The sequence below is a fragment of the Litoreibacter roseus genome (assembly GCF_009811795.1).
Classification (GTDB): domain Bacteria; phylum Pseudomonadota; class Alphaproteobacteria; order Rhodobacterales; family Rhodobacteraceae; genus Litoreibacter; species Litoreibacter roseus.
Window position 1 is genome coordinate 192,921 of the sequence record NZ_BLJE01000006.1, and the last position, 23,950, is coordinate 216,870.

The 23,950-nt window shown below is 57.3% G+C and carries 23 protein-coding genes, 1 tRNA gene and 2 pseudogenes; 22 read left to right on the plus strand and 4 right to left on the minus strand.

Annotation, left to right across the window (positions count from 1 at the left end; all coding sequences use genetic code 11):
* The first annotated feature begins 45 nt into the window (after nucleotides 1-45).
* Nucleotides 46-918, plus strand: a complete 873-nt coding sequence (tsf, locus tag KIN_RS19865; RefSeq protein WP_159810399.1) for a translation elongation factor Ts — start codon at nucleotides 46-48, stop codon at nucleotides 916-918.
* 298 nt (nucleotides 919-1,216) lie between these two features.
* On the plus strand, nucleotides 1,217-2,242 hold the full coding sequence (locus KIN_RS19870; protein WP_159810401.1) for a Hint domain-containing protein: 1,026 nt from the start codon (nucleotides 1,217-1,219) through the stop codon (nucleotides 2,240-2,242).
* Nucleotides 2,243-2,660: 418 nt separating this feature from the next.
* Here KIN_RS19870 and KIN_RS19875 read toward each other — a convergent pair whose 3' ends face one another.
* Entirely contained in the window at nucleotides 2,661-3,260 is a 600-nt protein-coding gene (locus KIN_RS19875) for a lysozyme inhibitor LprI family protein (RefSeq protein WP_159810403.1), read from the minus strand.
* Between the two features lie 251 nt (nucleotides 3,261-3,511).
* A tRNA-Ser gene (locus KIN_RS19880) sits at nucleotides 3,512-3,601 on the minus strand.
* A gap of 183 nt (nucleotides 3,602-3,784) precedes the next feature.
* Here KIN_RS19880 and KIN_RS19885 point away from each other — a divergent pair.
* From KIN_RS19885 to KIN_RS19930, 10 genes are all read left to right on the plus strand, one after another.
* The gene (locus KIN_RS19885) at nucleotides 3,785-4,609 is read left to right on the plus strand and encodes a DUF2059 domain-containing protein (protein WP_159810405.1); all 825 of its coding nucleotides are present in this window, start codon (nucleotides 3,785-3,787) and stop codon (nucleotides 4,607-4,609) included.
* 166 nt (nucleotides 4,610-4,775) lie between these two features.
* Nucleotides 4,776-5,510 carry a 50S ribosomal protein L21 gene (locus tag KIN_RS19890; protein WP_159810469.1) on the plus strand — a complete coding sequence of 245 codons (735 nt, stop codon included), beginning with the start codon at nucleotides 4,776-4,778 and terminating at the stop codon, nucleotides 5,508-5,510.
* A 12-nt stretch (nucleotides 5,511-5,522) separates the two neighbouring features.
* Nucleotides 5,523-5,792 (plus strand): 50S ribosomal protein L27, encoded by a 270-nt coding sequence (rpmA, locus tag KIN_RS19895; protein ID WP_159810407.1) that lies wholly within the window; start codon nucleotides 5,523-5,525, stop codon nucleotides 5,790-5,792.
* A 79-nt stretch (nucleotides 5,793-5,871) separates the two neighbouring features.
* On the plus strand, nucleotides 5,872-6,474 hold the full coding sequence (locus KIN_RS19900) for a LysE family translocator (protein WP_159810409.1): 603 nt from the start codon (nucleotides 5,872-5,874) through the stop codon (nucleotides 6,472-6,474).
* Nucleotides 6,471-7,007 (plus strand): GNAT family N-acetyltransferase, encoded by a 537-nt coding sequence (locus KIN_RS19905; RefSeq protein ID WP_159810411.1) that lies wholly within the window; start codon nucleotides 6,471-6,473, stop codon nucleotides 7,005-7,007. The genes KIN_RS19900 and KIN_RS19905 overlap by 4 nt, the downstream gene beginning before the upstream one ends.
* Nucleotides 6,980-8,035 (plus strand): GNAT family N-acetyltransferase, encoded by a 1,056-nt coding sequence (locus KIN_RS19910; RefSeq protein WP_159810413.1) that lies wholly within the window; start codon nucleotides 6,980-6,982, stop codon nucleotides 8,033-8,035. Before KIN_RS19905 ends, KIN_RS19910 begins: the two co-directional genes overlap by 28 nt.
* Nucleotides 8,032-9,069, plus strand: a complete 1,038-nt coding sequence (obgE, locus tag KIN_RS19915) for a GTPase ObgE (protein WP_159810415.1) — start codon at nucleotides 8,032-8,034, stop codon at nucleotides 9,067-9,069. Before KIN_RS19910 ends, obgE begins: the two co-directional genes overlap by 4 nt.
* Entirely contained in the window at nucleotides 9,057-10,175 is a 1,119-nt protein-coding gene (gene proB / locus KIN_RS19920; protein ID WP_159810417.1) for a glutamate 5-kinase, read from the plus strand. Before obgE ends, proB begins: the two co-directional genes overlap by 13 nt.
* Before the next feature lie 57 nt (nucleotides 10,176-10,232).
* On the plus strand, nucleotides 10,233-11,498 hold the full coding sequence (locus tag KIN_RS19925) for a glutamate-5-semialdehyde dehydrogenase (RefSeq protein ID WP_159810419.1): 1,266 nt from the start codon (nucleotides 10,233-10,235) through the stop codon (nucleotides 11,496-11,498).
* A complete protein-coding gene (locus KIN_RS19930) occupies nucleotides 11,495-12,676 on the plus strand; it encodes a trans-sulfuration enzyme family protein (protein WP_159810421.1) in 1,182 nt (393 codons plus the stop codon). Before KIN_RS19925 ends, KIN_RS19930 begins: the two co-directional genes overlap by 4 nt.
* Here KIN_RS19930 and KIN_RS19935 read toward each other — a convergent pair.
* Nucleotides 12,673-13,137 (minus strand): hypothetical protein, encoded by a 465-nt coding sequence (locus KIN_RS19935; protein WP_159810423.1) that lies wholly within the window; start codon nucleotides 13,135-13,137, stop codon nucleotides 12,673-12,675. The two genes, KIN_RS19930 and KIN_RS19935, sit on opposite strands and share 4 nt — an antisense overlap.
* Nucleotides 13,138-13,288: 151 nt before the next feature.
* On the opposite strand from KIN_RS19935, the gene KIN_RS19940 reads away from it, so the two are divergent.
* From KIN_RS19940 to phoB, 8 genes and pseudogenes are all read left to right on the plus strand, one after another.
* A complete protein-coding gene (locus KIN_RS19940; RefSeq protein ID WP_159810425.1) occupies nucleotides 13,289-14,338 on the plus strand; it encodes an ATP-binding protein in 1,050 nt (349 codons plus the stop codon).
* A 142-nt stretch (nucleotides 14,339-14,480) separates the two neighbouring features.
* Nucleotides 14,481-15,464, plus strand: a complete 984-nt coding sequence (locus KIN_RS19945) for a substrate-binding domain-containing protein (RefSeq protein ID WP_159810427.1) — start codon at nucleotides 14,481-14,483, stop codon at nucleotides 15,462-15,464.
* Nucleotides 15,465-15,572: 108 nt separating this feature from the next.
* Complete coding sequence (gene pstC, locus KIN_RS19950; RefSeq protein WP_159810429.1) at nucleotides 15,573-16,949, plus strand: phosphate ABC transporter permease subunit PstC; 1,377 nt, start codon at nucleotides 15,573-15,575, stop codon at nucleotides 16,947-16,949.
* Between the two features lie 39 nt (nucleotides 16,950-16,988).
* Nucleotides 16,989-17,438: pseudogene (locus KIN_RS22715) on the plus strand (DUF3333 domain-containing protein); the annotation flags it as partial.
* A 519-nt stretch (nucleotides 17,439-17,957) separates the two neighbouring features.
* Nucleotides 17,958-18,761, plus strand: a pseudogene (gene pstA / locus KIN_RS22720) (phosphate ABC transporter permease PstA); the annotation flags it as partial.
* A gap of 13 nt (nucleotides 18,762-18,774) precedes the next feature.
* Nucleotides 18,775-19,569, plus strand: coding sequence for a phosphate ABC transporter ATP-binding protein PstB (gene pstB / locus KIN_RS19960; protein WP_159810431.1), 795 nt, complete (start codon nucleotides 18,775-18,777; stop codon nucleotides 19,567-19,569).
* Nucleotides 19,570-19,579: 10 nt separating this feature from the next.
* Nucleotides 19,580-20,299 carry a phosphate signaling complex protein PhoU gene (phoU, locus tag KIN_RS19965; RefSeq protein WP_159810433.1) on the plus strand — a complete coding sequence of 240 codons (720 nt, stop codon included), beginning with the start codon at nucleotides 19,580-19,582 and terminating at the stop codon, nucleotides 20,297-20,299.
* A 1-nt stretch (nucleotide 20,300) separates the two neighbouring features.
* Nucleotides 20,301-20,987, plus strand: a complete 687-nt coding sequence (gene phoB, locus KIN_RS19970) for a phosphate regulon transcriptional regulator PhoB (protein WP_159810434.1) — start codon at nucleotides 20,301-20,303, stop codon at nucleotides 20,985-20,987.
* 33 nt (nucleotides 20,988-21,020) lie between these two features.
* On the opposite strand, the gene KIN_RS19975 is transcribed toward phoB, so the two are convergent.
* On the minus strand, nucleotides 21,021-21,881 hold the full coding sequence (locus tag KIN_RS19975; protein WP_159810436.1) for a LysR family transcriptional regulator: 861 nt from the start codon (nucleotides 21,879-21,881) through the stop codon (nucleotides 21,021-21,023).
* Nucleotides 21,882-21,977: 96 nt separating this feature from the next.
* Between KIN_RS19975 and KIN_RS19980 the strand changes: the two genes are divergently transcribed.
* Both KIN_RS19980 and trhA read left to right on the plus strand, forming a co-directional pair.
* Entirely contained in the window at nucleotides 21,978-23,054 is a 1,077-nt protein-coding gene (locus KIN_RS19980) for a sodium-dependent bicarbonate transport family permease (protein ID WP_159810438.1), read from the plus strand.
* An 84-nt stretch (nucleotides 23,055-23,138) separates the two neighbouring features.
* On the plus strand, nucleotides 23,139-23,774 hold the full coding sequence (gene trhA, locus KIN_RS19985; RefSeq protein WP_159810440.1) for a PAQR family membrane homeostasis protein TrhA: 636 nt from the start codon (nucleotides 23,139-23,141) through the stop codon (nucleotides 23,772-23,774).
* Nucleotides 23,775-23,950 lie beyond the last annotated feature (176 nt).

Genomic DNA, 23,950 nt, shown 5'->3' on the forward strand with positions numbered 1-23,950 from the left:
TTAGCCATCTCCGGGCACATTCCAGACAAGACAGGAGACCATAGGATGGCGATTACCGCTGCAATGGTGAAAGAACTGCGTGATACGACTGGCGCAGGCATGATGGATGCCAAAAAGGCACTGACAGAAAACGACGGCGACATGGACGCAGCGGTTGACTGGCTGCGCACAAAGGGCCTTGCGAAAGCGGCGAAGAAATCCGGTCGCACCGCAGCTGAAGGTCTGGTTGCTGTCAAGGTTGAGGGCGGCAAGGGCGTCGCGGTCGAGGTGAACTCCGAAACAGATTTCGTGGCCAAGAACGCTGAGTTTCAGACAATGGTTTCGGACATTGCCGATGCCGCGATCAAGGCAGACGATGTCGAAGCCCTGAAGGCCGCTGACATGGGCGGGAAGTCCGTTGAGGCCACGATCACGGATAAGATCGCTACGATCGGTGAAAACCTGTCTTTGCGCCGCATGGCAACGCTCGAAGGTGCGTCGGTGGTGTCTTACGTGCACAATGCGGCAGCGCCCGGTATGGGCAAGATCGGTGTCCTGGTCGCGCTGTCCGGGGACAACGAGGCGTTCGGCAAGCAGGTCGCGATGCACGTGGCCGCTGTTAACCCGGCGTCTCTCAGCGAAGACGATCTGGACCCTGCGCTGGTCGAGCGTGAGAAAACCGTTCTGACCGAGCAGGCCCGCGAAAGCGGCAAGCCTGACGCGGTGATCGAAAAGATGATCGTGGGCCGGATGAAGAAGTTCTTGGGCGAGGTTACTCTTCTGGGACAGTCTTTCGTCGTCAATCCCGACCTAACCGTTGAAGCGGCCGCGAAAGAGGCAGGTGTTGAGATTGTTGGCTACACCCGTCTCGAAGTGGGTGAGGGGATTGAGAAGAAAGAAGAAAACTTCGCCGAGGAAGTGGCCGCACAGCTAAGGTGAGGTAGCCGCTTTAGGCATCGAAAATTTAGCGCCGCCCTTATGGGCGGCGTTTTCATGTCCGATGAGTGTTTCGCGAAGACGTGTGTTATGTACTGAAGTTCTACATAGGCAAGTATTAGCCTTCTCAAAGTCTTCGAGCCGCTCTGAGGCACGTATACCGTTCAAAACCTTTCTTCGGACCACTTAATTTCACTCAAATCTTCGAAATTCAGTCGTTGAAATCCCATGCCTTGGTCATGATTACGCCACGCCTAGACCTTATCGTCCCTTACTTACGTCTTTGTAGGGTGATTGGTTCGTGCCGAACTATGACATTTACATTCTGCCAGAATCCGACATTACGATCAGTGGCGGTGAGCAACTTGACGGCGTAACGCAAGGCGACGGGTCCCACCTTGTTGGTGAAGTCATAACGCTGAACACCAACAATTGGCGGCCGATCAATATCACGGACAACAACACGGACTTTGCGGACAGTCAGGGCAGCAACCAGACGATCACAAACACCGAAACGATCGATGGCCAGACATTCGGGGCCGGAACGAATGTGGAGGCCGAATACGCCATCGTGGTATCGGATGGTACGAACACTTATACCGTGATTGCCTTCAACTTTTCGACCGGATCACCGGCATATGCCACAGTTGAGGCGTTGGCTTTCATCGGTCCGGTCGGGGGCTTTCCACCGGTCGGCGTCCCGCTCACTGTCATTTCCAGTCAGGAAGGGCCGAGCAACCCGGCCGAAGCACACGCGTCGCCCCCTTGCTTTACAACCGATACGCTCATCCAGACCCCTGAAGTTCCCCGATTTGTGCAGGATATCCGGGCCGGTGATCTGGTCGAGACGCAGACAGAGGGCCCCCAGCCCGTGCGGTGGGTCGGACGTGGGACATATGCGGCGCGTGGTCGGTTTGCGCCGATCTGTTTCAAGGCGGGGGTTTTGGGGAACACACGCGATCTCATTCTCTCTCCCCAGCACCGTATTCAGTTTGTCGGCTGGCAAGCGGAGTATCTTCTTGGCGAACCGGCCGGACTTATTCCGGCCCATTGCTTTGTAAACGACGACAGCGTTCAACGAGTTGAGGGCGGCTTCGTGACTTACTTTCATCTGATGTTCGACGCGCATCAGATCATTTTCTCCGAAGGTGTCGCGACCGAAAGCTATTTCGCCAGAGGTAAGGCGACAGCGCTCGGGGCGGCACAGGTCGCGGAGGAGTTGGCGGACCTCTTCCCGGAATGCTGTAAATTTATTGTGAGCGGGAAAACCATTCTTCCCAGCCTGAAGCCCTATGAAGCACGGGTCCTCCTGTCTTTGGCGTCATAAGCGCGAACGCGTAAGTATCGATATGTCGCGCGATGTCCGTGTCCGCCCCATTGACCGCTGGTGGGTCGTAAACTTCCAGTCAGATTAAACCGCCAGAGTGCCTTCAGCTTTTGAAACAGGCAGGAGAAGCGCTATGACAGACTTGAAGATAGATCCAAACATCAGCGGTCTCTCACAATTGGTTGTGGACGGTCTGACCGATGGGACACGAGGTACGCCATTAGCAGCGCGATTGGCAAGATCTCACTTCCTGAGGGCTAGGCGACGTTGACCTCGCCGCGGTGGCCTCTTGGCGGTGCCCCTGTGGGCAATCCCCGACGATCAACTATCGCCGAGCTTTTCGAACAGCCCTGACACCCACCTAGTGCCGAGTGTAACTGCCGTCCCTACGGGGGCGGCATTTCTCTTGCGGCACGACCTATTCACCGTAGCGTTCGGTCATTTCGTTCAGCATCCGCTTTAGTTCGCCCGTTCTACTTATTGTCACCGACTCAAGTTCGCTGAAAAATACGTGCGGTGCCATGGAGCCTCCGTCAAACTCTGCGGCGGCAAATTCGGCTTGGGACTTGGCGTAGCTTTCCCAATTTTGTTGCGTAACTTTCAAAGTCGCAGCCTGCCGTTCATCCATCCAACCTGACTGCTCAAGTGCGATTATAGCACGTTCCATTTGCTGTCGCGCGACACTCGCCCGCTTTTCCGCTTCTAAATTCATTTCAAGCTGTGTCATGTGAGTGCTGTCGACCACTTCAACAGCATTATCAACAAATGCCTCTTGCTGGGTTGTGAGAACGCGCAAGAACTGCTCGGAGCCGTCGCGAGCGTGCTTCGCAAGGTTCGGGTTTTTGCCAAGTGACTCGAGCCGTTCCATTACTTCTAGGATGAGTATGTTTTCTTCGAAGTTAGCTTTCCGTCTGGCAGCGGGTAAAAACCTATTAAGCCATTCTGTGCTTGCAGGCATGAACACTGACCGAAATAAGTCAGCGACGAAACCTAGGATAAACCCAATCAACCATTCCATGTAACAACTCCGACAAGAAGACTTCGGGAAAATACTGGATCAGCTTTTCGGGGGCAACGCGTTGCAGGAAGCGCAGGCGACGGGCGGCGGCGCCGGGTGCGACATTTGCTAACGTTTCCGTGATCGAAAGGCGAGTCGTTTGTCCACCAGAATCCAAAGGCTAGTTAGGTGCAGAACGTGGACAGAACTTCGAGAATCTGGACCAGAAAATCCATAACTATTTGAAATTTCTATATAATATTGATTTATCGTGGCGGAGAGACAGGGATTCGAACCCTGGGTGGGCTTGCACCCACAACGGTTTTCGAGACCGCCCCGTTCGACCACTCCGGCACCTCTCCGCACCGCTGACATGTGATCAGGTGGCCGGGGTTTAGCGGGGGGCGGGGTGTCGTGCAAGCCCAAGAAAAGGGCCCAATGATCTATCCGTGTCATAAATCGGCAGATCACGGAGAATTTCGGACCTTTGGATTGCCTGAACGCGCACAGGGCCTTACGTTTCGGATAGGTTCAGGAGATCCCCTATGCGTTTCATTTTCGCCCTAGCGACCGCTTTTGCGCTTTCGACATCCGCAAGCCTTGCAGATGCGGGCAGTATTACAGAGCGGTATTTCAAGGCCCTTCAGATGGAGGAGGTTTTCGAAATCCTTCAGGAAGAAGGCATCGCAGGCGGTGTGGAGATGGCAGAAGGGGATCCCGAAATTACATCCTCGCCCGCATGGATCAGCCGCTTGGAGGCGGTCTATTCGAAGGACGCGATGAACCAAGCGTTCCGTGATGCAATGGATGAGGTGGCTCAGGTTGAGCTGGCCGAAGATGCTGTGGCATTTTTCGAAACGGATCTGGGTCAGCGGATCGTTCGGATCGAGTTGGATGCGCGGACTGCGTTAGGCGACGAGGCTGTCGAAGAGGCCGCGCGCGAAACGGCCAAGCAGATGGTGCGCGAGGATCCTATCCGCGTCACGCTCTATGACAAATTCATCAATGTGAACAACCTGGTCGACAGCAATGTGGCGGGCGCCTTGAATGCCAATCTTGCATTTTACCGCGGGCTGGCGACATCGCCTACCTATGCGGAAGGAATGACCGAAGGCTTCATACTCAGCACCGTTTGGGCGCAAGAGCCTGAGATCCGCGCTGACATGGAAGACTGGACCCGCAACTTCTCGACCCTCGCGTATTCTGCGCTTACGGACGCTGAATTGAAGGAATATATCGCGATTTCAGAGACCCCATCCGGGCAGAAACTGAATACGATCCTTTTCACCGGGTTCGACAAGGTCTTCGAGCGTCAAAGCTATGAACTGGGTCGTGCCACGGCAGAGTTCCGGGCGGGCGAAGACACCTGAGTAATCCCTGTTGACACAGGCGCTGTTCTACCGCATACGCGCGCTCTCGACATGATGTCGACCAGATGAAACTTCGTCCCGATCCGGGGGCGCGCTGTCCGAGGTGGCTACGGCCGAAACACCCAAACGGGGACCGCAGGATGCGAAAAACGAAAAGGTAAGCGATATGTTCGCGGTTCTGAAAACCGGCGGCAAGCAGTACAAGGTCGCGGCAGGCGACATTCTGCGGGTCGAAAAACTGGACGCCACCGCCGGTGAGAAAGTCCAGTTCAACGAAGTTCTGATGCTGGGTGGCGACAATCCTGTGATGGGTGTGCCGCTTGTGGATGATGCAGGCGTTCAGGCCGAAGTCATTGACCAGATCAAAGGCGAGAAGGTTATCCATTTCGTCAAGCGCCGCCGGAAGCACGGCTCCAAGCGCACGAAGGGCCATCGTCAGCAGCTGACACTGTTGCGGGTGACGGATATCCTTGAGAAGGGCGCTGGCAAGTCCGGCATCAAAGCCGCGGTTGGCGGTGCAGGTCTGGCCTTGGCAAGCGTGACGGACGGTCGCTACGCGAAGAACAGGTCCGAGCAGGCCGAGATGAAGAAGCGCGTCGAAACCGGGGAAGCCCCTGAGAAGTCAGCGACCAAAACAGCCGAGCCCAAGAAGGCTGCTGCAAAAAAGGCTGCGCCAAAGAAAGCGGCGAAGGCCGATGAGGGTGCAGACGATCTCAAGAAGCTGTCTGGTGTTGGCCCAGCCCTTGAGAAGAAGCTGAATGAGGCTGGCGTAACCACGTTCGCCCAGATCGCAGCATGGACCGAAGACGACGTTGCTGCTATGGACGAGAAATTGTCATTCAAAGGCCGGATCGAGCGCGAAGGCTGGATCGATCAAGCCAAAGATATGGCTAAAGGCTAAGGAGAGAGCGAGATGGCACATAAGAAAGCAGGCGGTTCCTCCCGCAACGGCCGCGACTCAGCTGGTCGCCGCCTTGGTGTAAAGAAATTCGGCGGCGAAGCCGTTATTCCAGGTAACATCATCTGCCGCCAACGCGGCACGAAATGGTGGCCGGGCGAGGGTGTTGGCATGGGCAAGGATCACACAATCTTCGCGACTGTCGATGGTTCCGTCAAATTCCACAAAGGCCTCAAAGGCCGCACCTTTATTTCGGTTCTCCCAGTGGCGGAGGCCGCTGAATAAGCCGAAACCCAGAGGTTAGCACATTCAGGGATCGGCGAGACCGCCGGTCCCTTTTCTTTTTTGTAAAGGACGCTGAAACATGGGCGTCGCAGTCTTGAATTTCTCGATTTTCGCGGCCTCTCAGGTGGGAACACCGGGACCCGCGAATATGGCTCTGCTTGCAACCGGCGCACGCTATGGGTTGCGGGCCGCTTTGCCATTCGTCGCGGGCGTTGCCTTGGGAAAGCAGTTGATCATCTGGCCCATCGGGCTGGGCCTGATGGAGCTGGCAGCGCGCGCGCCTTGGATTTTCGAGACTCTGAAATGGATTTCGGCGGCCTATATCATCTGGTTGGCGTGGCGTGTGGCGAACATGCGCTTGTCAGTCGGCGAGGTTTCGAGCGCACCGGGGTTCTTTGCCGGCCTCATCGTACATCCGCTCAATCCGAAAGCGTGGGCCATGATTACAGCGGGTTTTACAGGTTTTGTCGAACCCGGAACGCCCGCTTTGCAAGCCACCGCCACAATAGCGGCAATATTGTTGGCTAGTCAGGCGCTGCTTCATCCGATTTGGACCTATGGCGGGGAATGGATCGCCGCCACCGTCGCAGGGACCGGGGCGGAGCGGTATTTAATGTGGACGCTGGCGGGGTTAACCGTCGCGAGTGTCTTGTTTGTGCTTTTCGCAGGAGGACTATCATGAGCTTTGAGAACGTCATCAAACAGGCAACCATCCCAGTCGATGGATTTGTGCTGCGACCGCTCCAACGCTCTGATGCAGGCCCGATCAGCCTATATGCCGCCGATGAACGTGTCGCGCGCGCCACGACCAGCATCCCGCATCCTTTACCGCCGGGCAGCACCGAAAGCCTTATTGCGCGGGCGCTCGCGGCGGACCGGACGGAAGATATCTGGGCGATAGATTCCTCAGACGATCAGTCGGAAGTTCTGGGTGTGATCGGTTTGAAGCGGATGGATCGCGAACAGTCGGAAATCGGCTATTGGGTGGCTCCGCTTTTGTGGAACAACGGCATCGCCTCAAAGGCAGTTGAGGCCATAGTCGGCGCAAACCCGCAAGCATGTCGGACGATCTTTGGATCGGTCTTTCAGGACAATCCGGCATCGGCCAGAGTTCTGACAAATGCTGGGTTCAGCTACATCGGCGACGCCGAGGCGTTTTCGGTCGCCCGAGATGCGACGGTGCCAACATGGACATATCTGAAGAAAATGGACTGACGTTTCCAACCCATCTCAGGACGCAGCGCCTTTTGCTGCGCCCCTTGGTGGCTGGCGATGCGGACGCTTTGGTGGAAGCGATCAATGACTTCGAGGTCAGTCGTTGGCTGACCCATGTGCCATACCCATATACGCCATCGGACGCCGATGAGTTTATCCACGCCATTGGTCCCCAAATGGGCGCGCTTTGGGCGATTGACCACGGCGACACGTTCTGTGGCGTGATCAGCATCGGCAAGGAGCTGGGCTACTGGCTTGCAAAAAGTGCGTGGGGAAAAGGCTTTATCACCGAGGTCGGGGACGCGGTTGTCGATGCGTGGTTTGGGAACCCGGATGCGGCTGATCTGAAGTCGAGCCATTTTGTAGAGAACACGCGGTCGGCCCATGCTTTGCAGAAGTTGGGCTTTGTCGACATTGGGGGACATGTCCACCACTCCATTGCGCAGAACGCAGATGTCCCGGGCCGCAAGATGCATCTGACGCGAGACCGTTGGCAGGACCGACGCAGGTTTCGAATTGAGACGGACCGGTTGATCCTGCGCGAACTCCATCCTGAGGACTGGCGCGACCTTCAGCCGATCGGCGGGCATCCCAGGGTCGCGCCGATGATGATGTCCTGCCTGTCGCCGTGGCCTGAGGCTGATGTCAAAGCGTGGATAGCACGGGCCAGATTTCGCGGACGTCCTGGTTTCACGCTGGCGGCTTGTACCCGTGATGGCAAGATGATTGGCGCCGTTGGCTTGGGCGGCAAACCTCTGTCCACCTTGTGGATGATCGATCCAAGAGAAAGTGGGCAAGGCTACGCGACCGAAGCTGTTGGCGCATTTTTTGATGCCTGCTTCGCGCTGTTTGATCTGGGTGAGGTAGTTTCCGATCACTTCGTCGACAATCCTGCATCGGCTCGGGTTCATGAAAAGATCGGCTTTGAACGGATAGGAGGTGGGATGGGTCGGTCACGCGCACGGCTTGAGCCTGCGCCCATTACCCGCTATCGCCTGACGCGATCACTTCGGGATGCGAAAAAATGAAATTTCTTGACCTTGCAAAGGTTTATATTCGCTCCGGTGCGGGCGGCGGCGGAGCAGTAAGCTTCCGGCGTGAGAAATACATAGAGTACGGCGGTCCTGACGGGGGCGATGGTGGGCGCGGCGGTGACGTGCGTATCGAGGTGGTCGACGGCCTGAACACGCTGATTGATTTTCGCTATCAACAACACTTCTTCGCCAAAAACGGCCAGCCGGGCATGGGCAAACAGCGCACGGGCAAGGATGGTGATGACATCGTGCTGCGGGTCCCCGCGGGAACAGAAGTACTGGACGAGGACGAAGAAACCGTTTTGGCTGATCTCACCGAGGTCGGGCAGGAGTTTGTTCTGGCTAAAGGGGGCAATGGCGGCTTCGGAAACCTGCATTTCAAATCCTCCACCAATCAGGCCCCCCGGCGCGCCAACGCCGGTCAGCCTGGCGTCGAGCGCACGATCTGGTTGCGGCTGAAACTCATTGCGGATGCGGGCCTGCTTGGTCTGCCCAATGCGGGGAAGTCGACGTTTCTGGCGGCCACATCCAACGCGCGACCCAAGATCGCGGACTATCCCTTCACAACGCTGCATCCGAACCTTGGGGTTGTCGGCGTGGACAATGCGGAGTTCGTCATCGCGGACATTCCCGGGCTGATCGCAGGCGCGCATGAGGGTAAAGGGATCGGCGACCGCTTTCTTGGCCATGTAGAGCGCTGCTCAGTACTGCTTCATCTCGTCGACGGTACATCTGACGACGTCGTCGAGGACTATCAGACTATCATCAGTGAGCTAGAGGCTCATGGCGGGGTTCTGGCGGACAAACCGCGTGTGACGGCACTCAATAAGATCGACGCGCTCGATGATGAGGAGCGTTTAGAGAAACGTACGGCGCTGGAGGCTGTCGTGAGCGAAAAGGTGTTTGAGATGTCCGGTGTCAGCCGCGATGGCGTAACAGATGTCTTGCGCGCGGTCCGGGCACAGATCGAAGATGACCGTATTCGGGAACGCCGCCTCACTGAAGATCCTGAGCCATGGCGGCCCTGACCCCCAACCTAGAGTCTGCGCGCCGTGTCGTCGTCAAGATTGGGTCTGCTTTGCTGGTGGACCGCAAAACGGGCGCGCTGCAGGAAGACTGGCTTCGCTCTCTGGCGAACGATGTCGCGGACCTCAAGCAGCGCGGGCAGGACGTCGTACTGGTGTCCTCAGGATCCATCGCATTGGGTCGCGGCGTCTTGGGGCTGGGGCAGGGGACATTGGCACTGGAACAATCGCAGGCTGCCGCAGCCGTGGGCCAGATCCGTCTCGCGCGGGCCTATGAAGACGCACTGGCCCCGCATCAGATCACCACGGCACAGGTTCTGGTGACTTTGGAAGACAGTCAGGATCGCAGGCGATACCTTAATTCCCGCGCGACACTCGCCCATCTTCTGAGCCTTGGCGTCGTTCCGATTGTCAACGAGAATGACACCATCGCGACCGACGAGATTCGATACGGCGACAATGACCGGCTGGCCGCACAGGTCGCCGTCACGGTGGGCGCTGATCTGGTTGTGCTCCTGAGTGACGTCGACGGGCTCTACACGGCAAACCCCACGACAGATGCCCATGCGACACGTCTCGAACGGATCGCTGAGATCACACCCGAGATCGAAGCCATGGCGGGGGATGCGGGTTCGGGCCTCAGCAAAGGCGGCATGAAAACCAAGGTGATGGCAGCGAAGACAGCGACATCCGGCGGGGCCGCGCTTGTGATCACGGAAGGCTCGCAGAACCATCCGCTGCGCGCGTTGGAAAACGGCGCGAACGCCACATGGTTTGATGCGCAGAACACGCCGCAGGCCGCGCGGAAGAACTGGATCGCCGCGATGAAGCCACAAGGCAGTCTGACACTTGATGACGGTGCAGCCCGTGCCCTGCGCGGCGGGAGTTCCCTTTTGCCAGCTGGTGTCACGGCGGTCGAAGGCCGTTTCAGCAGGGGTGATCCCGTTGTTCTCAAATCAGCGGATGGCATGACGTTGGCCCATGGCCTGGCACGCTACACCGCGGAAGAGGCGCAGAAGATCAAAGGGCGGAAATCGTCAGAGATCGAAGACATCGTCGGCTATCCTGCGCGCGCAGCGCTGGTGCACCGGGATGATATGGTGCTGTAACCTCCGATCTGCTGAGACTATACTGACTGCAATCCACATCCTCTAAGGGTCCTGATAATGAAAGACATGGACAACATCCCCGCCGTGATGCGCGAGATCGGTCAGCGCGCGAAGGCCGCTGCCGAGATCCTGTCCTACGCCAGCGCCGAGCGGAAGCACGCAGCCCTGATCGGCGCAGCAGATGCTGTCTGGGCCGCGCGTGATCGAATTATAGAAGCGAACCTGCTCGATCTTGAATACGGGCGCGACAAGGGCCTGTCCGACGCCATGATGGATCGGTTGATGCTGAACGAGAATCGCGTGCGTGCGATTGTGGACAGTCTGAGAAGTGTCGCTGCGCAGAAAGATCCCGTAGGCGAGACGATAACCGAATGGGATATGGCCAGTGGGCTTCATATCAAGCGCGTCCGGACGCCTCTGGGCGTTATAGGCGTGATCTACGAAAGCCGTCCGAATGTGACCGCGGACGCAGGCGCACTTTGTTTGAAATCCGGGAATGCGGTCATTCTGCGCGGCGGATCCGAGAGCTTCCATTCCTCTCAAGCTATTCACGGCGCAATGGTCGAGGGTCTGACATGCGCCAATCTGCCAGAAGATGCCATTCAGCTCGTTCCAACCCGCGACCGGGAGGCCGTGTCTGAGATGCTGAAGGCGACGGAGTTTATTGATGTGATTGTGCCCCGGGGTGGCAAAGGGCTTGTCGGGCTCGTCCAGCGCGAAGCACGCGTGCCGGTCTTCGCCCATCTTGAGGGCATCGTTCACATCTATATCGACAAGGATGCAGACCCGGAGAAAACACGGCGTGTTGTCCTCAACGCAAAAACACGGCGAACTGGCATCTGCGGCGCGGCGGAGTGCCTTTTGATCCACGAGGACGTCGTGGACACGATCGGTCAGGATGTCATCCGGGCGCTGCTGGAAAAAGGCGTGACGGTCGATGCGGATCTGAAGTTGCAGGATATCGATGGTACCGTTGCCGCAACAGCGGACGATTGGGGCAAGGAATATCTGGACATGGAGATTGCGGCGAAAACCGTCAGCTCCGTCGAGGACGCGATTGCCCACATTCGAACCTATGGCTCGAACCACACCGATTGCATCATGACCGAAAACCAGAGCGCCGCGGACCTTTTTATGACGCGGCTCGACAGCGCGATCCTGATGCACAACGCCTCGACGCAATTCGCGGATGGGGGCGAGTTTGGCATGGGGGCCGAGATTGGAATCGCGACGGGTAAGATGCATGCCCGTGGTCCTGTCGGCGCCGAACAGCTGACAAGCTTCAAATACATCGTGACAGGCGACGGAACCATCCGACCATGACAGCAGACATTCCCGCGAACCTCGTGCGCCGCACCGCATTCCCAAGCAGTGTAAGCCGTTCGGTTGTCACGCCCCTGCAACCGTCTGTTGTATATGCGTCACCCGATCCCGATGCGCTTGATGATCAATACGAAGGCCGCGCGTTCGGATACACCTATTCCCGGGAAGGTCATCCCAACGCGACGGTTCTGGCGCAGAAGATTGATGCGCTTGAAGGGGCCGAAGGCGGCTGGATCACCGCCTCTGGCATGGCCGCTGTTACAGCGACGATGCTTGGACTTCTTAAACAGGGCGACCACATCGTCGGCGGCGACCAGCTTTATGGTCGTTCGTTGCGGATGCTGACCCAGGACTTGCCGCGATATGGAATAACGGCGAGCTTCGCGGATCCCACCGATGCAGCGGCGGTTGAAGCCGCCGTGACGCCCAGCACCAAGCTCATTTTGGTGGAGGTCGTGTCGAACCCAACGCTCCGTGTCGCGGATATGGAGGCCATCGCCGAAATTGCAAAGCGCCATCGGCTGGTTCTCGTTGTGGACAACACCTTCACAACGCCCCGGGCGTACCGTCCATTTGACCATGGCGCGGACGTCGTCATTCACTCGGTGACAAAGCTTCTTGCGGGGCATTCCGATGCGATGCTGGGCTATGTGGCGGCCAAAGACGCTGATCATCGCGCCGCGATTGACGGCACGATTGTCACGCTGGGTCTTACGCCAAGCCCCTATGATTGCTGGATGGCTGAGCGCGGTCTCATGTCTTTCCATCTTCGCTACGACCGGGCCGAGGAAAACGCGGCCCTTCTGGCAGAGCATCTAGCCGGATTCGAAAAGGTCGCCCGTGTGCTCTATCCCGGACGGCCGGACCACCCCGATCACAACCGTGCAGGCGTTTTGCTGGGGCCGCGGTTCGGCAACATGGTGAGTTTCGAGGTTTTAGGTGGACGGGATGCGGCCAATGCGCTGACCCGTGCGATGCCCGACATGGCCTTCGCCCCGACCTTGGGCGACATCGGAACCACCCTCAGCCACGCCGCGTCATCCTCTCACAGGGGACTGACGCCGGACGGACGCCAGGCTTTGGGGATCATGGAAGGGTTCTTCCGTATCTCTGTTGGGGTGGAGGACATCACCTTGCTGCGCGAAGAGTTTTCGCGCGGACTGGCGGCACTGGCCTAGATCAGCGCCCGGGACACCGGCGCAAGATCTACTATCATGCCCTTGGCATATGCCTGCAATTCGCGCTCCACGATCTGCGGGCGGGGCAAGCATGTGCTGAGCACGCGCAGAACGCCGTCGAATTCCAGCGCCGTCAAGACTTTCGCAACATCGACGGCGTCGGAATTGTCGTCATGGTTGATCAGAGGCACGACAACGATTTCTGGTGCAAGATGCGCAATCAACTTGCGACACAGTTCCGCAGGCTTCGCAAAGTGCAAAGCACCGTTTGGTGGCAGATTTGCACTGGCAAGCGTGCCGTAATCTGATGGTGAGAAATTCACGATCAGTATGTTCGGTGCAGTCCAAATGTGAGGGGAAACAAACTCCGGCGCTGCGGCCGTTTGAATATGGGATACGTGTGAAATGGTATCGTCCTTCGCGTGGCAATCCGAAATACTGATCGTGAAAGAGATGCCCATCGCAGGTCTGCTTAATTTCAGCCTCAGGCATCAGCTATACATATCTGTTAAATTTCTGTGATGAAGCAAACAACGCTGGTTTCCCTTACCTTTGCCGCGATATGTGGGGGAAATTCACATCTTGGTTCCCCTCGACGTAAGGTCAACTTGAGTGCCGTCATCTCCTGATCTCAAAACCGTGCTCTCTGGCCTGCCGTTGCCTGTGCTGATCATCGACGAGGCATATCGGATTTCCCATGCGAATCCGGCGGCGATCGAGATGTTTGGCGGCAATGCACTTGGGCTCAACGCGGTTACACTTCTGCGCCAGGCGCCGGTTCTTGCGGCGATAGATGGGGCGATCCGCGATAATAGAGAGGCTGAAGCACGGTTCCTCTATGCCGGGCTGTCGGGGGAGGTCGCCTACAGGTTTCGGGCGCGTCCTATTGAAGATGGTTCCGGGCAGAAATGCGGTGCGGTGCTCAGCTTCGAAGATCACAGCCGCGTTGAAGAGTCCGAAAACATCCGCCGCGATTTTGTGGCCAACATCAGCCATGAGTTGCGGACGCCGCTGACGGGCTTGACTGGCTTCATCGAAACGCTCCGCACAACGGCGCGTGATGATCCGGCGGCCCGCGATCGGTTTCTTGAGATCATGGAGGCCGAGGCCCGCAGAATGGGGCGCTTGGTTTCTGACTTGATGTCGCTGAGCCGCGTCGAGGCCGATGAGCGGGTGCGTCCGCGCGATCTGGTTGATGTCTGCGCCGTTCTGCGATCAGTTGTGGCCACGCTCGAGGGGAAACTTGCAGAGGCGGATGTTTCGGTCGAGACCGCTGGGATCGACAAATCTCATCAGGTGTTGGGCGACAGGGACCAACTGATCCAGTTGTTTCTCAATCTCATCGAAAACGCGATCAAATACGGCAGCGCAGGACGCGTCATTCATCTGTCTGTCGTCGCCGTTGCGCGCGATCATACTTTGCGATGCCCTGCCGTTCGGATTGACGTACGTGACGAGGGGCCGGGAATCGACCCGTTGCACTTGCCGAGGCTGACCGAGCGATTCTACCGAATTGACGACCACAGATCGCGTGAAATGGGCGGAACCGGACTGGGCCTTGCCATTGTGAAGCATATAGTCAATCGGCACCGGGGGCGATTAAAAATCAATTCAAAACAGGGTGTTGGAACGACATTCTCCGTGATTATTCCGGCTGGCTGACGACGAATTTAGGATTTGTCGAGCGGTGTCATAAAACTCTTACAAAAGCGTCACAAAAGGCCAGTGCACAGGCGATAGTCCGGCGCTGTGATGCGCACCGCGGGGGTGTGCAGATTAGCAAATGACCAAACAGGAGTGACTTATGTCGTTCGTAAAAACCGCTGCATCTGCTGCAATTCTGGCTGCTACAGCCGCCACTGCCGCTGACGCTCGCGATCAGATCCGTATAGTTGGATCGTCTACAGTTTTCCCTTTCTCGACGGCTGTTGCGGAGCAGTTCGGCCGCACCACCGATTTTCAAACCCCTGTTGTTGAATCCACCGGATCCGGCGGCGGTCTGAAACTGTTCTGTGCTGGTGTTGGGACAGATCACCCCGACATCACCAACGCATCGCGCCGGATGAAGTCCACCGAATTTGAGATGTGCCAGCAAAACGGTGTCACGGAAGTAACGGAAGCCGTGATCGGCTATGACGGTATTGTTGTGGCGAACGCTAAGGGCGGTCCCGAGTTCTCGGTCACGCGCGAACAGCTTGTGGTTGCATTGGCCGAGCAAGGGCCCAAGCCATCAACTTGGGACGAGGTTGACCCGTCTTTGCCCGCGATCAGCATCGAAGTGCTTGGTCCGCCCCCATCCTCCGGAACGCGTGACGCGTTTAACGAACTGGTTATGGAAGAGGGCTGCGAAGGCGCTGGCATCGAATGCGAGGGCATCGAAATCCGCACGGACGGTGCGTACATCGAGTCCGGCGAGAACGACAACTTGATCGTTTCCAAACTGGAAGCCAACCCGAACGCCTTGGGCGTCTTTGGTTTCTCGTTCCTCGATCAGAACGCCGACGCGCTGCAAGGCTCTATGGTTGATGGCGTTTTCCCAACGTTCGAAAACATTGCGTCCGGTGACTACCCAGTGTCCCGCTCACTCTATTTCTACATCAAAAACGCGCATGTGGGCGTCGTTCCTGGCATTCAGGAATACGCCAACGAATTCCTGTCCCCGGCCGCTGCGGGTGAGGACGGCTACCTTGTTGACAAAGGTTTGATTCCGCTGCCAAAGGATCGCTTTGAAGAGGTGTCCGGCAACATCGAAACGCTGGCGCCGATGACAGGAAACGAGTGGAACTGATCCGCTTGATCTAGAGTGAAACAACCAAGGGTGGCTGTCACGGCCGCCCTTCTGCTTCGGGCGCTCCGCAAACGTCCGTAAAACTATTCTGATCTTGCCGGGGGCATGATGCTTTCATTTACGTTTGTCCTTGTCGCGGTGGTGTCGGCAGCGTTTTTCGTCCTGGCGCGACAGCGTGCGCAGTCCATCGCCGGGGGCACGCCTGCGGTGCTGCATTCCCGCCCGAACTACCATGGTCTGTATGCGCTGCTGGTCTCCGCTTTGGCGGGCATGGCAGTCCTGTTTCTTGTGGGCGTCACTTGGTCTGTGATGATCGAGCGTGGTCTGACGGCTGATATTCGTGAAGCGGGGCCGGACCTTTCACCGATTGAGATCGAACTTGTTCTAAGCGACGCTCACGCAATTGCGGACGGACGGCTTGCATCCCGCACGGATCCGTTGCGGGAAGAGATTGCAGCCAAGATATCATCGCAAACGACACTCCATGATTATGGCACGCTCATTTTGGCGCTTGGGGCCGCTGCCGGGATGGGGCTTTGGTGTTTGAGATCCGCGGACGCCGGGTGGCGCGCGCGGAACCGGGCCGAAGGGATCATTCGACGTATCCTGATGGTGATGGCCGCGATCGCGATCGCGACGACAGCGGGGATCGTGCTGTCCCTCATCTTCGAGACCATCAATTTCTTCAACAACATCGGCTGGCAGATCCACAAGTTTCTCTTTGGAACGACGTGGTCGCCTCTGTCTGGCGTTTCGGCCGGGCAGCTGGATCCGAACCGCGTCGGCGCCATTCCTCTGTTTGCCGGCACGCTGCTGATTACGGTCATCGCAATGCTGGTGGCTGTCCCCATCGGACTGTTTGCTGCGATTTACCTTTCGGATTTTGCCAGCAACCGCGTTCGGTCCTGGGCCAAGCCAATGTTGGAAATCTTGGCTGGTATCCCGACGGTCGTGTACGGCTTCTTCGCCGCGATCACGTTGGCGCCTTTCATTCGTAATTCGGGCGAGAGCATTGGTCTGACAATTGCGTCTGAGTCCGCCTTGGCTGCCGGCATCGTCATGGGGATCATGATCATTCCGTTCATCTCATCGTTGTCCGACGATGTGATCAATGCAGTCCCCCAGTCCTTGCGAGACGGCTCTTACGGGCTTGGCGCGACGAAAGCGGAAACCATTCGCCAAGTTGTGTTGCCAGCCGCGTTGCCGGGCATTGTCTCGGCTGTTTTGCTTGGGATTTCGCGCGCGGTCGGCGAAACGATGATCGTGGTGATGGCCGCAGGGCAGGGGGCGAACCTGACCCTGAACCCGCTTGAGGCTGTTACAACCGTCACGGTCCAGATTGTGATGCTGATCACAGGCGACACCGAAGCCGCAACGGCAGCAGGTCCGGCCTTCACACTCGGCTTCACACTCTTCTGTGTGACGTTGCTCATGAATGTCGCGGCGCAGCGCATCGTGCGCAAATACCGCGAACTGTACGATTAGGGGCACGAGACAATGGTGGATATGACAGCCCTGACGGACATGCATTCCGGTGATGCGGCCAAGGCTCGGGTCAGGAAGCGACGCGCGGCAGAGACGCGTCTTCAGGCATACGGAATCCTCGCGATTTTTCTCGCGGGTGCGGCGCTTGTCGCGTTGCTCAGTTCCGTGGTTGGCAAGGCCGTGGGGGCTCTAAGCGAAACCTATATCACAGTGCCCGTGACCATCAGCGCACAAGAGATTGATCCTGACAACTTGCGCGATCCAAAACAAATCCTGCGGGCTGATTTCAACGGCCTGACGCGGGATGTGCTGCGCAATATATTTCCGCAGGTAAGTGGCCGCACCGAGCGGCGGCAGCTCTATGATCTGTTGTCGTCCGGCGCGTCGTTTGAACTAGCGGCTCATGTATCGGAAAATCCCGATCTTGTGGGGGAGACGATCAACTTCCCACTGTTGGCCTCTGACGTCACAGACCTTTACCTGAAGGACGATTTCGGTCGGTTGGTCGAAAAGGAGACTTCGGGCAATCTGACACTGACCGCAACTGACACTGAAGGGGAATACGCAGTATCCTCCACCGAGGGTGATTTTGAGGCAGCATTGGACCGCGTCAAGGAAGGTCTTGTCGTCGAGGCGCGCCAATTGCGGCGCCAGGCTGATCGGCAAGAGGCCGGAGTGATCGAGTTCAATCGCCGCGCCGAAGTGGCTGAGACGGAGGAAGAGCGCACCCGTAATCTTGATCTTGCGGCCCAACGCGCCGCGAACCGCGACGATCTCGAAGCGCAGGCAGATGATCTGATCCGCCGCTCCGAACAAGAAGGCGGCGACGAGGCGCTTGGTGACGATAACCGCACGGTGCTGATCAATGTTGCAGGCGGCTGGCTTAAGATGACGCGTATCACGCCGCAAGGGGGTGTTGCAGAGGCCGTAGTGCCAATGGAGCGTGAAGTGAACGCGTCCAACACATGGGAGCTTTACACAACCGATCTTCCACAAGCGGCCCGGAAGGTAACCGACAATCAAATCATCTGGATCGAGACTCTGAAAGAAGAGGGGGGGATCGAGACGGTCTTCAATTCGCGGTTCTTCACGGCAGGGGACAGCCGGGAACCGGAATTGGCCGGTATCTGGGGCGCTGCCGTCGGGTCGTTCTGGACGATGATCGTGACCTTCTCGCTCGCCTTTCCCATCGGCGTGATGGCGGCGATCTACCTTGAAGAGTTCGCGCCCAAAAACAAAATCACGGATTTCATCGAGGTGAACATCAACAACCTCGCCGCCGTACCGTCCATCGTTTTTGGTCTCTTGGGGCTTGCGGTGATCTTGCCGATGGTCAGTGAGCTTGCGGACAGATCCCTGCGCTCTGCACCCCTCATCGGCGGTATCGTTTTGGCGCTGATGACATTACCAACGATTATCATCGCATCCCGTGCCGCGATCCGCGCCGTGCCACCGTCCATCAGAGATGCGGCGATCGGCTTGGGCGCATCAAAGCTGCAATCCACTTTCCACCACGTCCTGCCCTTGGCTATGCCGGGTATCTTGACTGGGACGATCATTGGCATGGCGCAGGCCCTCGGGGAAACCGCGCCGCTGATCATGATTGGCATGGTCGCGTTCATTGTCGATATCCCGACTGGTGTAACCGATAGCGCAACTGTGCTACCCGTGCAGGTCTATCGATGGTCAGACTTCCCTGAACGCGCGTTCGAGGCGCGCACAGCGGCGGCGATTTGTGTGCTTTTGCTGTTCCTTGTGGTCATGAACGCGCTGGCTGTGTTCCTGCGCAAGCGCTTCGAGCGGCGCTGGTAGAAGGGTGAACGATATGAATGATATGCGAGTGACGGAGCGTCCAATGTCCGATGAAATCAAGATCGCGGCCAAGGGTGTCGATGTCTTCTACGGCGACACCCATGCGATCAAATCGGTCGATGTCGAAATCGATGACAAGGCGGTGACATCCTTTATTGGTCCTTCAGGCTGCGGCAAGTCTACTTTCCTACGCTGTATCAATAGGATGAACGACACAATTGATGTTTGCCGGGTGACAGGCGACATCCGCCTTGAGGGGCAAGACATCTACGATAAGGACGTCGATCCGGTGCAGTTGCGGGCGCGTGTCGGTATGGTGTTTCAAAAGCCAAACCCCTTTCCCAAAAGCATTTATGAGAATGTAGCTTACGGCCCGAAAATACATGGGTTGGCGAAGGACAAGACTGAGCTGGATGAAATCGTCGAGAAGTCACTGCGCCGCGCTGCCATCTGGGACGAGGTGAAGGACCGCTTGGATCAGCCGGGCACCGGTCTGTCCGGCGGTCAGCAGCAACGCTTGTGTATCGGACGGGCCATCGCAACGGCCCCGGAAGTTCTGTTGATGGACGAGCCGTGTTCGGCACTTGACCCCATTGCAACGGCGCAGGTGGAGGAACTGATTGACGAACTCAGGGCCAGCTACACGGTCGTTATCGTGACGCACTCGATGCAGCAGGCGGCCCGTGTGAGTCAAAAGACGGCGTTTTTTCATTTAGGTGAATTGGTTGAGTACGGTGAGACGGATCGGATTTTCACCAATCCCGTCGACAGCCGAACCGAAAGTTACATAACAGGCCGGATCGGCTAGGGACACAGATATGCAGGATAATGCACACATCGCGTCGGTCTTCGATCGAGACCTTGAAGGCGTCCAGGCCAGCATCATGAAGATGGGCGGCCTGGTTGAGACTGCAATTGCGGATGCTGCCAAAGCGTTAGATCGACGCGACACCGAACTGGCGGACGCCGTCCGCAAAAACGACAAACTGATTGATGCCCTTGAGGAGACCGTCAGTGCGGACGTGGCCCGGATCATCGCGAAACGCAGCCCGGCGGCGGGTGATCTGCGCACTGTTCTGACTGTGCTCAAGATCAGCGCCAACCTCGAACGTATCGGGGACTATGCCAAAAACCTTGCAAAGCGCACGTCGGTTCTGTCCGAAATGCCGGCCGTCGAAGGGGCAGGTGGGTCGATCCGGCGGATGACCAAAAATGTGGGTCTGATGCTGAAGGACTCGCTAGACGCCTACATTCAGCGGGATGTGGATTTGGCTGAGGACGTTCGCCAGCGCGATGCCGAGGTCGACCAGATGTACAACGCGCTCTTCCGGGAATTTCTGACCCATATGATGGAAGATCCCCGCAACATAACCGCCTGTATGCACCTGCATTTCATCGCGAAGAATATTGAGCGGATGGGTGACCACGTTACGTCCATCTCGGAGCAGGTCATCTATCTCGTGACGGGCGAGATGCCTGACGATGAACGGACCAAAGAAGACAGAACCCCATACGCAACGGCACCGGACGAGGCCTAAGATGCCTGCAGAACCCTTTGTTTTAGTTGTCGAAGATGATCCTGCCCAACGCGAGGTATTGGCCTATAATATTCGGGCTGAGGGCTACCATGTGGACACAGCGGAAAACGGCGACGAGGCGCTGCTGAAGGTTAAGGAGACAACGCCTGATCTGGTGGTGCTGGACTGGATGTTGCCCAATGTCTCGGGCATCGAGATTTGTCGCCAGTTGAAGGTTTCCACGGACACGCAACGCATCCCGGTGATCATGCTGTCCGCCCGGTCAGAGGAAACAGATCGCGTGCGTGGTCTGGAGACCGGGGCCGACGATTATGTCGTCAAGCCATATTCAGTCGCTGAGCTTTTAGCTCGTATTCGTACGCAGTTGCGGCGCACGCGGCCTGCTGCTGTCGGGCAGCGGCTCGAATATGACGACATCATGATGGACATGGAAGAACATCGTGTGTTCCGGAAAGATGCAGCCTTGAAGCTCGGCCCGACCGAGTTTCGCCTGCTTGCCACCTTCATGGAACGCCCCGGGCGCGTTTGGAGCCGCGAGCAGCTTTTGGACCGCGTCTGGGGGCGTGACATCTATGTCGACACCAGAACAGTTGATGTTCACGTGGGACGCTTGCGGAAAGTGCTTTGCAGTAGGGGCGGGGAAGATCCACTGCGCACCGTACGCGGCGCTGGATATGCCCTGGGATAAGCTACACAACCTTAGCGTTAGTCGCTAAGTCGCTTAGGGCAAAAGGTTTTTCAGTTCTTCATGCGGGAATTCCCGTGATACGGTCACGGCATAAAATGGCTCTGTGATATCCAAGTCAAACGGCGCTGTGGTCACCCGTCCGCTGGCGATCTCATCTGCCAGTACGACGGAAGGTGCGATCGCAAGGCCGGCATCCTCCCGAGCGAGCAAGCGGACCATGGCCATATCGTCCACATAGGCCGCGATCCGCGGACGTATGTCGAGTTTGGCAACGAGGTTTTCAAAACCCGCTCTGATCACGCTTTCGGTCGGAAGAATGAGGGGTTCATTGGCAAGCATCGACTTGAGTGAGCGATGGCCCATCCGGGCGGGTGAACCGTGAATTCCAACAGATTGCTCAGTGATCCGCTGTGCTGCAAAGGTCGATGTCAATCCTGTCTGCGGCACCTCTGTCGTCAGGACCACATCGAGAGCGAACATCTCAAGGTCTTTGAGCAGCGTCTTCGTATTTCCTGACCGTAGAACGATACGGCATGCGTCAGAGGCGAGCAGGGGGCGTAAAAACTGAAGTTGAAAGTTGCGCGACAGCGTCGAGAGGGCGCCCACACGCAGCGGTGGTCTGGCAGCTGCGTTCTGCTGCAAACTTGCCAGCAGGTCTTCTCCGACGGAGAAAATACGATCAGCGTGATCGAGCGCGATCCGACCAGCGGCCGTCAACACCAAAGTTCGTCCGACCCGATCAAATAAGGGATAGCCGAGGCGGTCCTCCAGAGTGCGGATCTGGATCGATAGGGCGGATTGGGACAGGTTCAACCGATCCGCCGCACGCCCGAGATGGCCCTCAACGGCCACTTCTCGAAAGTACCTCAGATGGTGATAATTCAATTGGTTCATCGTTCTATTTTATAAAACTATATATTTATAAAGATATATTTTTTTATCATTCAAGTTTCCACTAAGTCGCTTCTTGAACATCAAAGGAGCCGCAGGATGGATCTTGTCCTCACAATTCTCGGAACGCTTGCCGAACAGTTTCAGAAGCCGACCCTTTCATTCCTGATTGCAGGCATGCTTCTTGCCGCGCTTGGCAGCAAGTTCGAGGTGCCGGAGCCGGTCTATAAGTTTATCGTCATACTGCTTCTGCTCAAGGTTGGCATAGGGGCAGGGATCTCGGTCCGCGATGCTAACTTCGTGCAGCTCCTGGTTCCTGCGATGGGTGCCACCATCGTTGGGATTGCGATTGTGTTTCTGGGAAGTCGGACCTTGGCCCGGTGGCGTGGCGTGTCAGAGGTCGATGGACTGGCCACGGCGGGCCTGTTCGGGGCGGTTTCCGCTTCAACGCTCGCTGCGGGCATGGCGATACTGGACGATGGCGGCATTCCGTACGAGGGTTTCATCGGCGCGCTTTACCCGTTCATGGACATCGCTGCACTTGTGACAGCAATCGTTATGGCAAAGCTGAGTGCGGCTCGGCGTTCGGCGGCAGAGTTGTCGGGGGCAGGGGATGGCGCGCTCGTCGTCGGAGGTGGGTCCGGCCACCGCACCGCAAAATCTGGCGCTATCGAGGATGGGTTACTGCGTGGTATTCTGGTAGATACATTTCGCAGCCCGGCCATTTCAGCCTTGCTGATCGGGCTGGGCCTCGGCCTCTTCGCGCAGCCGGAGTCTGTCTATCAAAGCTTCTATGAACCACTTTTTCGGGGACTTTTGTCTATCTTGATGCTGATCATGGGGATGGAGGCATGGGCGCGATTTTCTGAACTGCGCAAAGTGGCCCATGCCTACATTGTCTACGGCATTCTCGCGCCGGTTGTTCATGGTCTCATCGGCTTCGGGGTCGGATACGTCGCCCACGAATTGACAGGTTTCTCTGCGGGGGGCGTCGTCTTACTTGCTGTCATGGCCGCGTCCAGTTCGGACATCTCCGGCCCGCCAACCCTGCGTGGTGCATTGCCCGAAGCAAACTCATCGGCCTATGTCGGAACTTCGACGGGTATCGGAACGCCTGTCGCAATTCTGAGCATTCCGCTGTTCATCGCGTTGGCAGACGTACTGATCGGATGGTAAAAAATTTCTTGAGGATCGGCGCTGGCTTGCCCTTGATAGGTATGCGTGTAAAGCACATGCGTGCCTATCAAATCGGAGTGTCAAGTGTACCCAACCGCGGCGAAGACAGAGCGTATTGCTGACGGTGCAGTACACGCAGTAGGGGTATTGGCTGCTGTTAGCGGCGCCGTCATTATGATGTGGCAATACTCTGGTCTTGCATCTTCCGCACAGCTGACAGCGCTCGCAATTTACAGTGCGACTTTGATAGCCACATTTGTGGCCTCGGCGGCCTACCATCTGCTTCCTTGGCATGGTGTGCGACCGCTTCTGCGTCGGATCGATCATGCCGCGATTTACTTGAAGATTGCAGGAACCTACACACCATTGGTGGTCATGATCGGGTCTACATTTGCGTATGTAATCCTCGTGGTCGTCTGGACACTGGCTGTGATCGGCATAGCTGTAAAAGTGTTCTTCTGGGATAAGCGCGGTCCATTCGGTACGGTACTTTATCTAACAATGGGGTGGTTGAGTGTCGGATTGATCTCGTCGATCTGGCCGATCGTCCCAGGCAGTGTCGTTGCACTGATCGCCATCGGCGGTCTGACCTACACGGCCGGCGTGATCTTCTACACCAGTGAACGAAAGTTTACGACGGCAATCTGGCACGGGTTCGTGGTCGCAGCGTCTGGCTGCTTCTGGGCCGCAATAACGATCGGAGCGATGGCAACGATTTAAACCTATCTTCCCGCGCATGCTTGCGATTACAGGGGATGCCACTGGCTACAATGAATGTAAACACCATTCAGAAATGTCACCGGGTTTGCAAAGCAGAAGTGTCACCGCCGGGTGCTTCGGTAGCAAGGCTTAGCGGCCCGGAGACCGCAAACATCGCAGGGCTGAAAAGCCTTGCG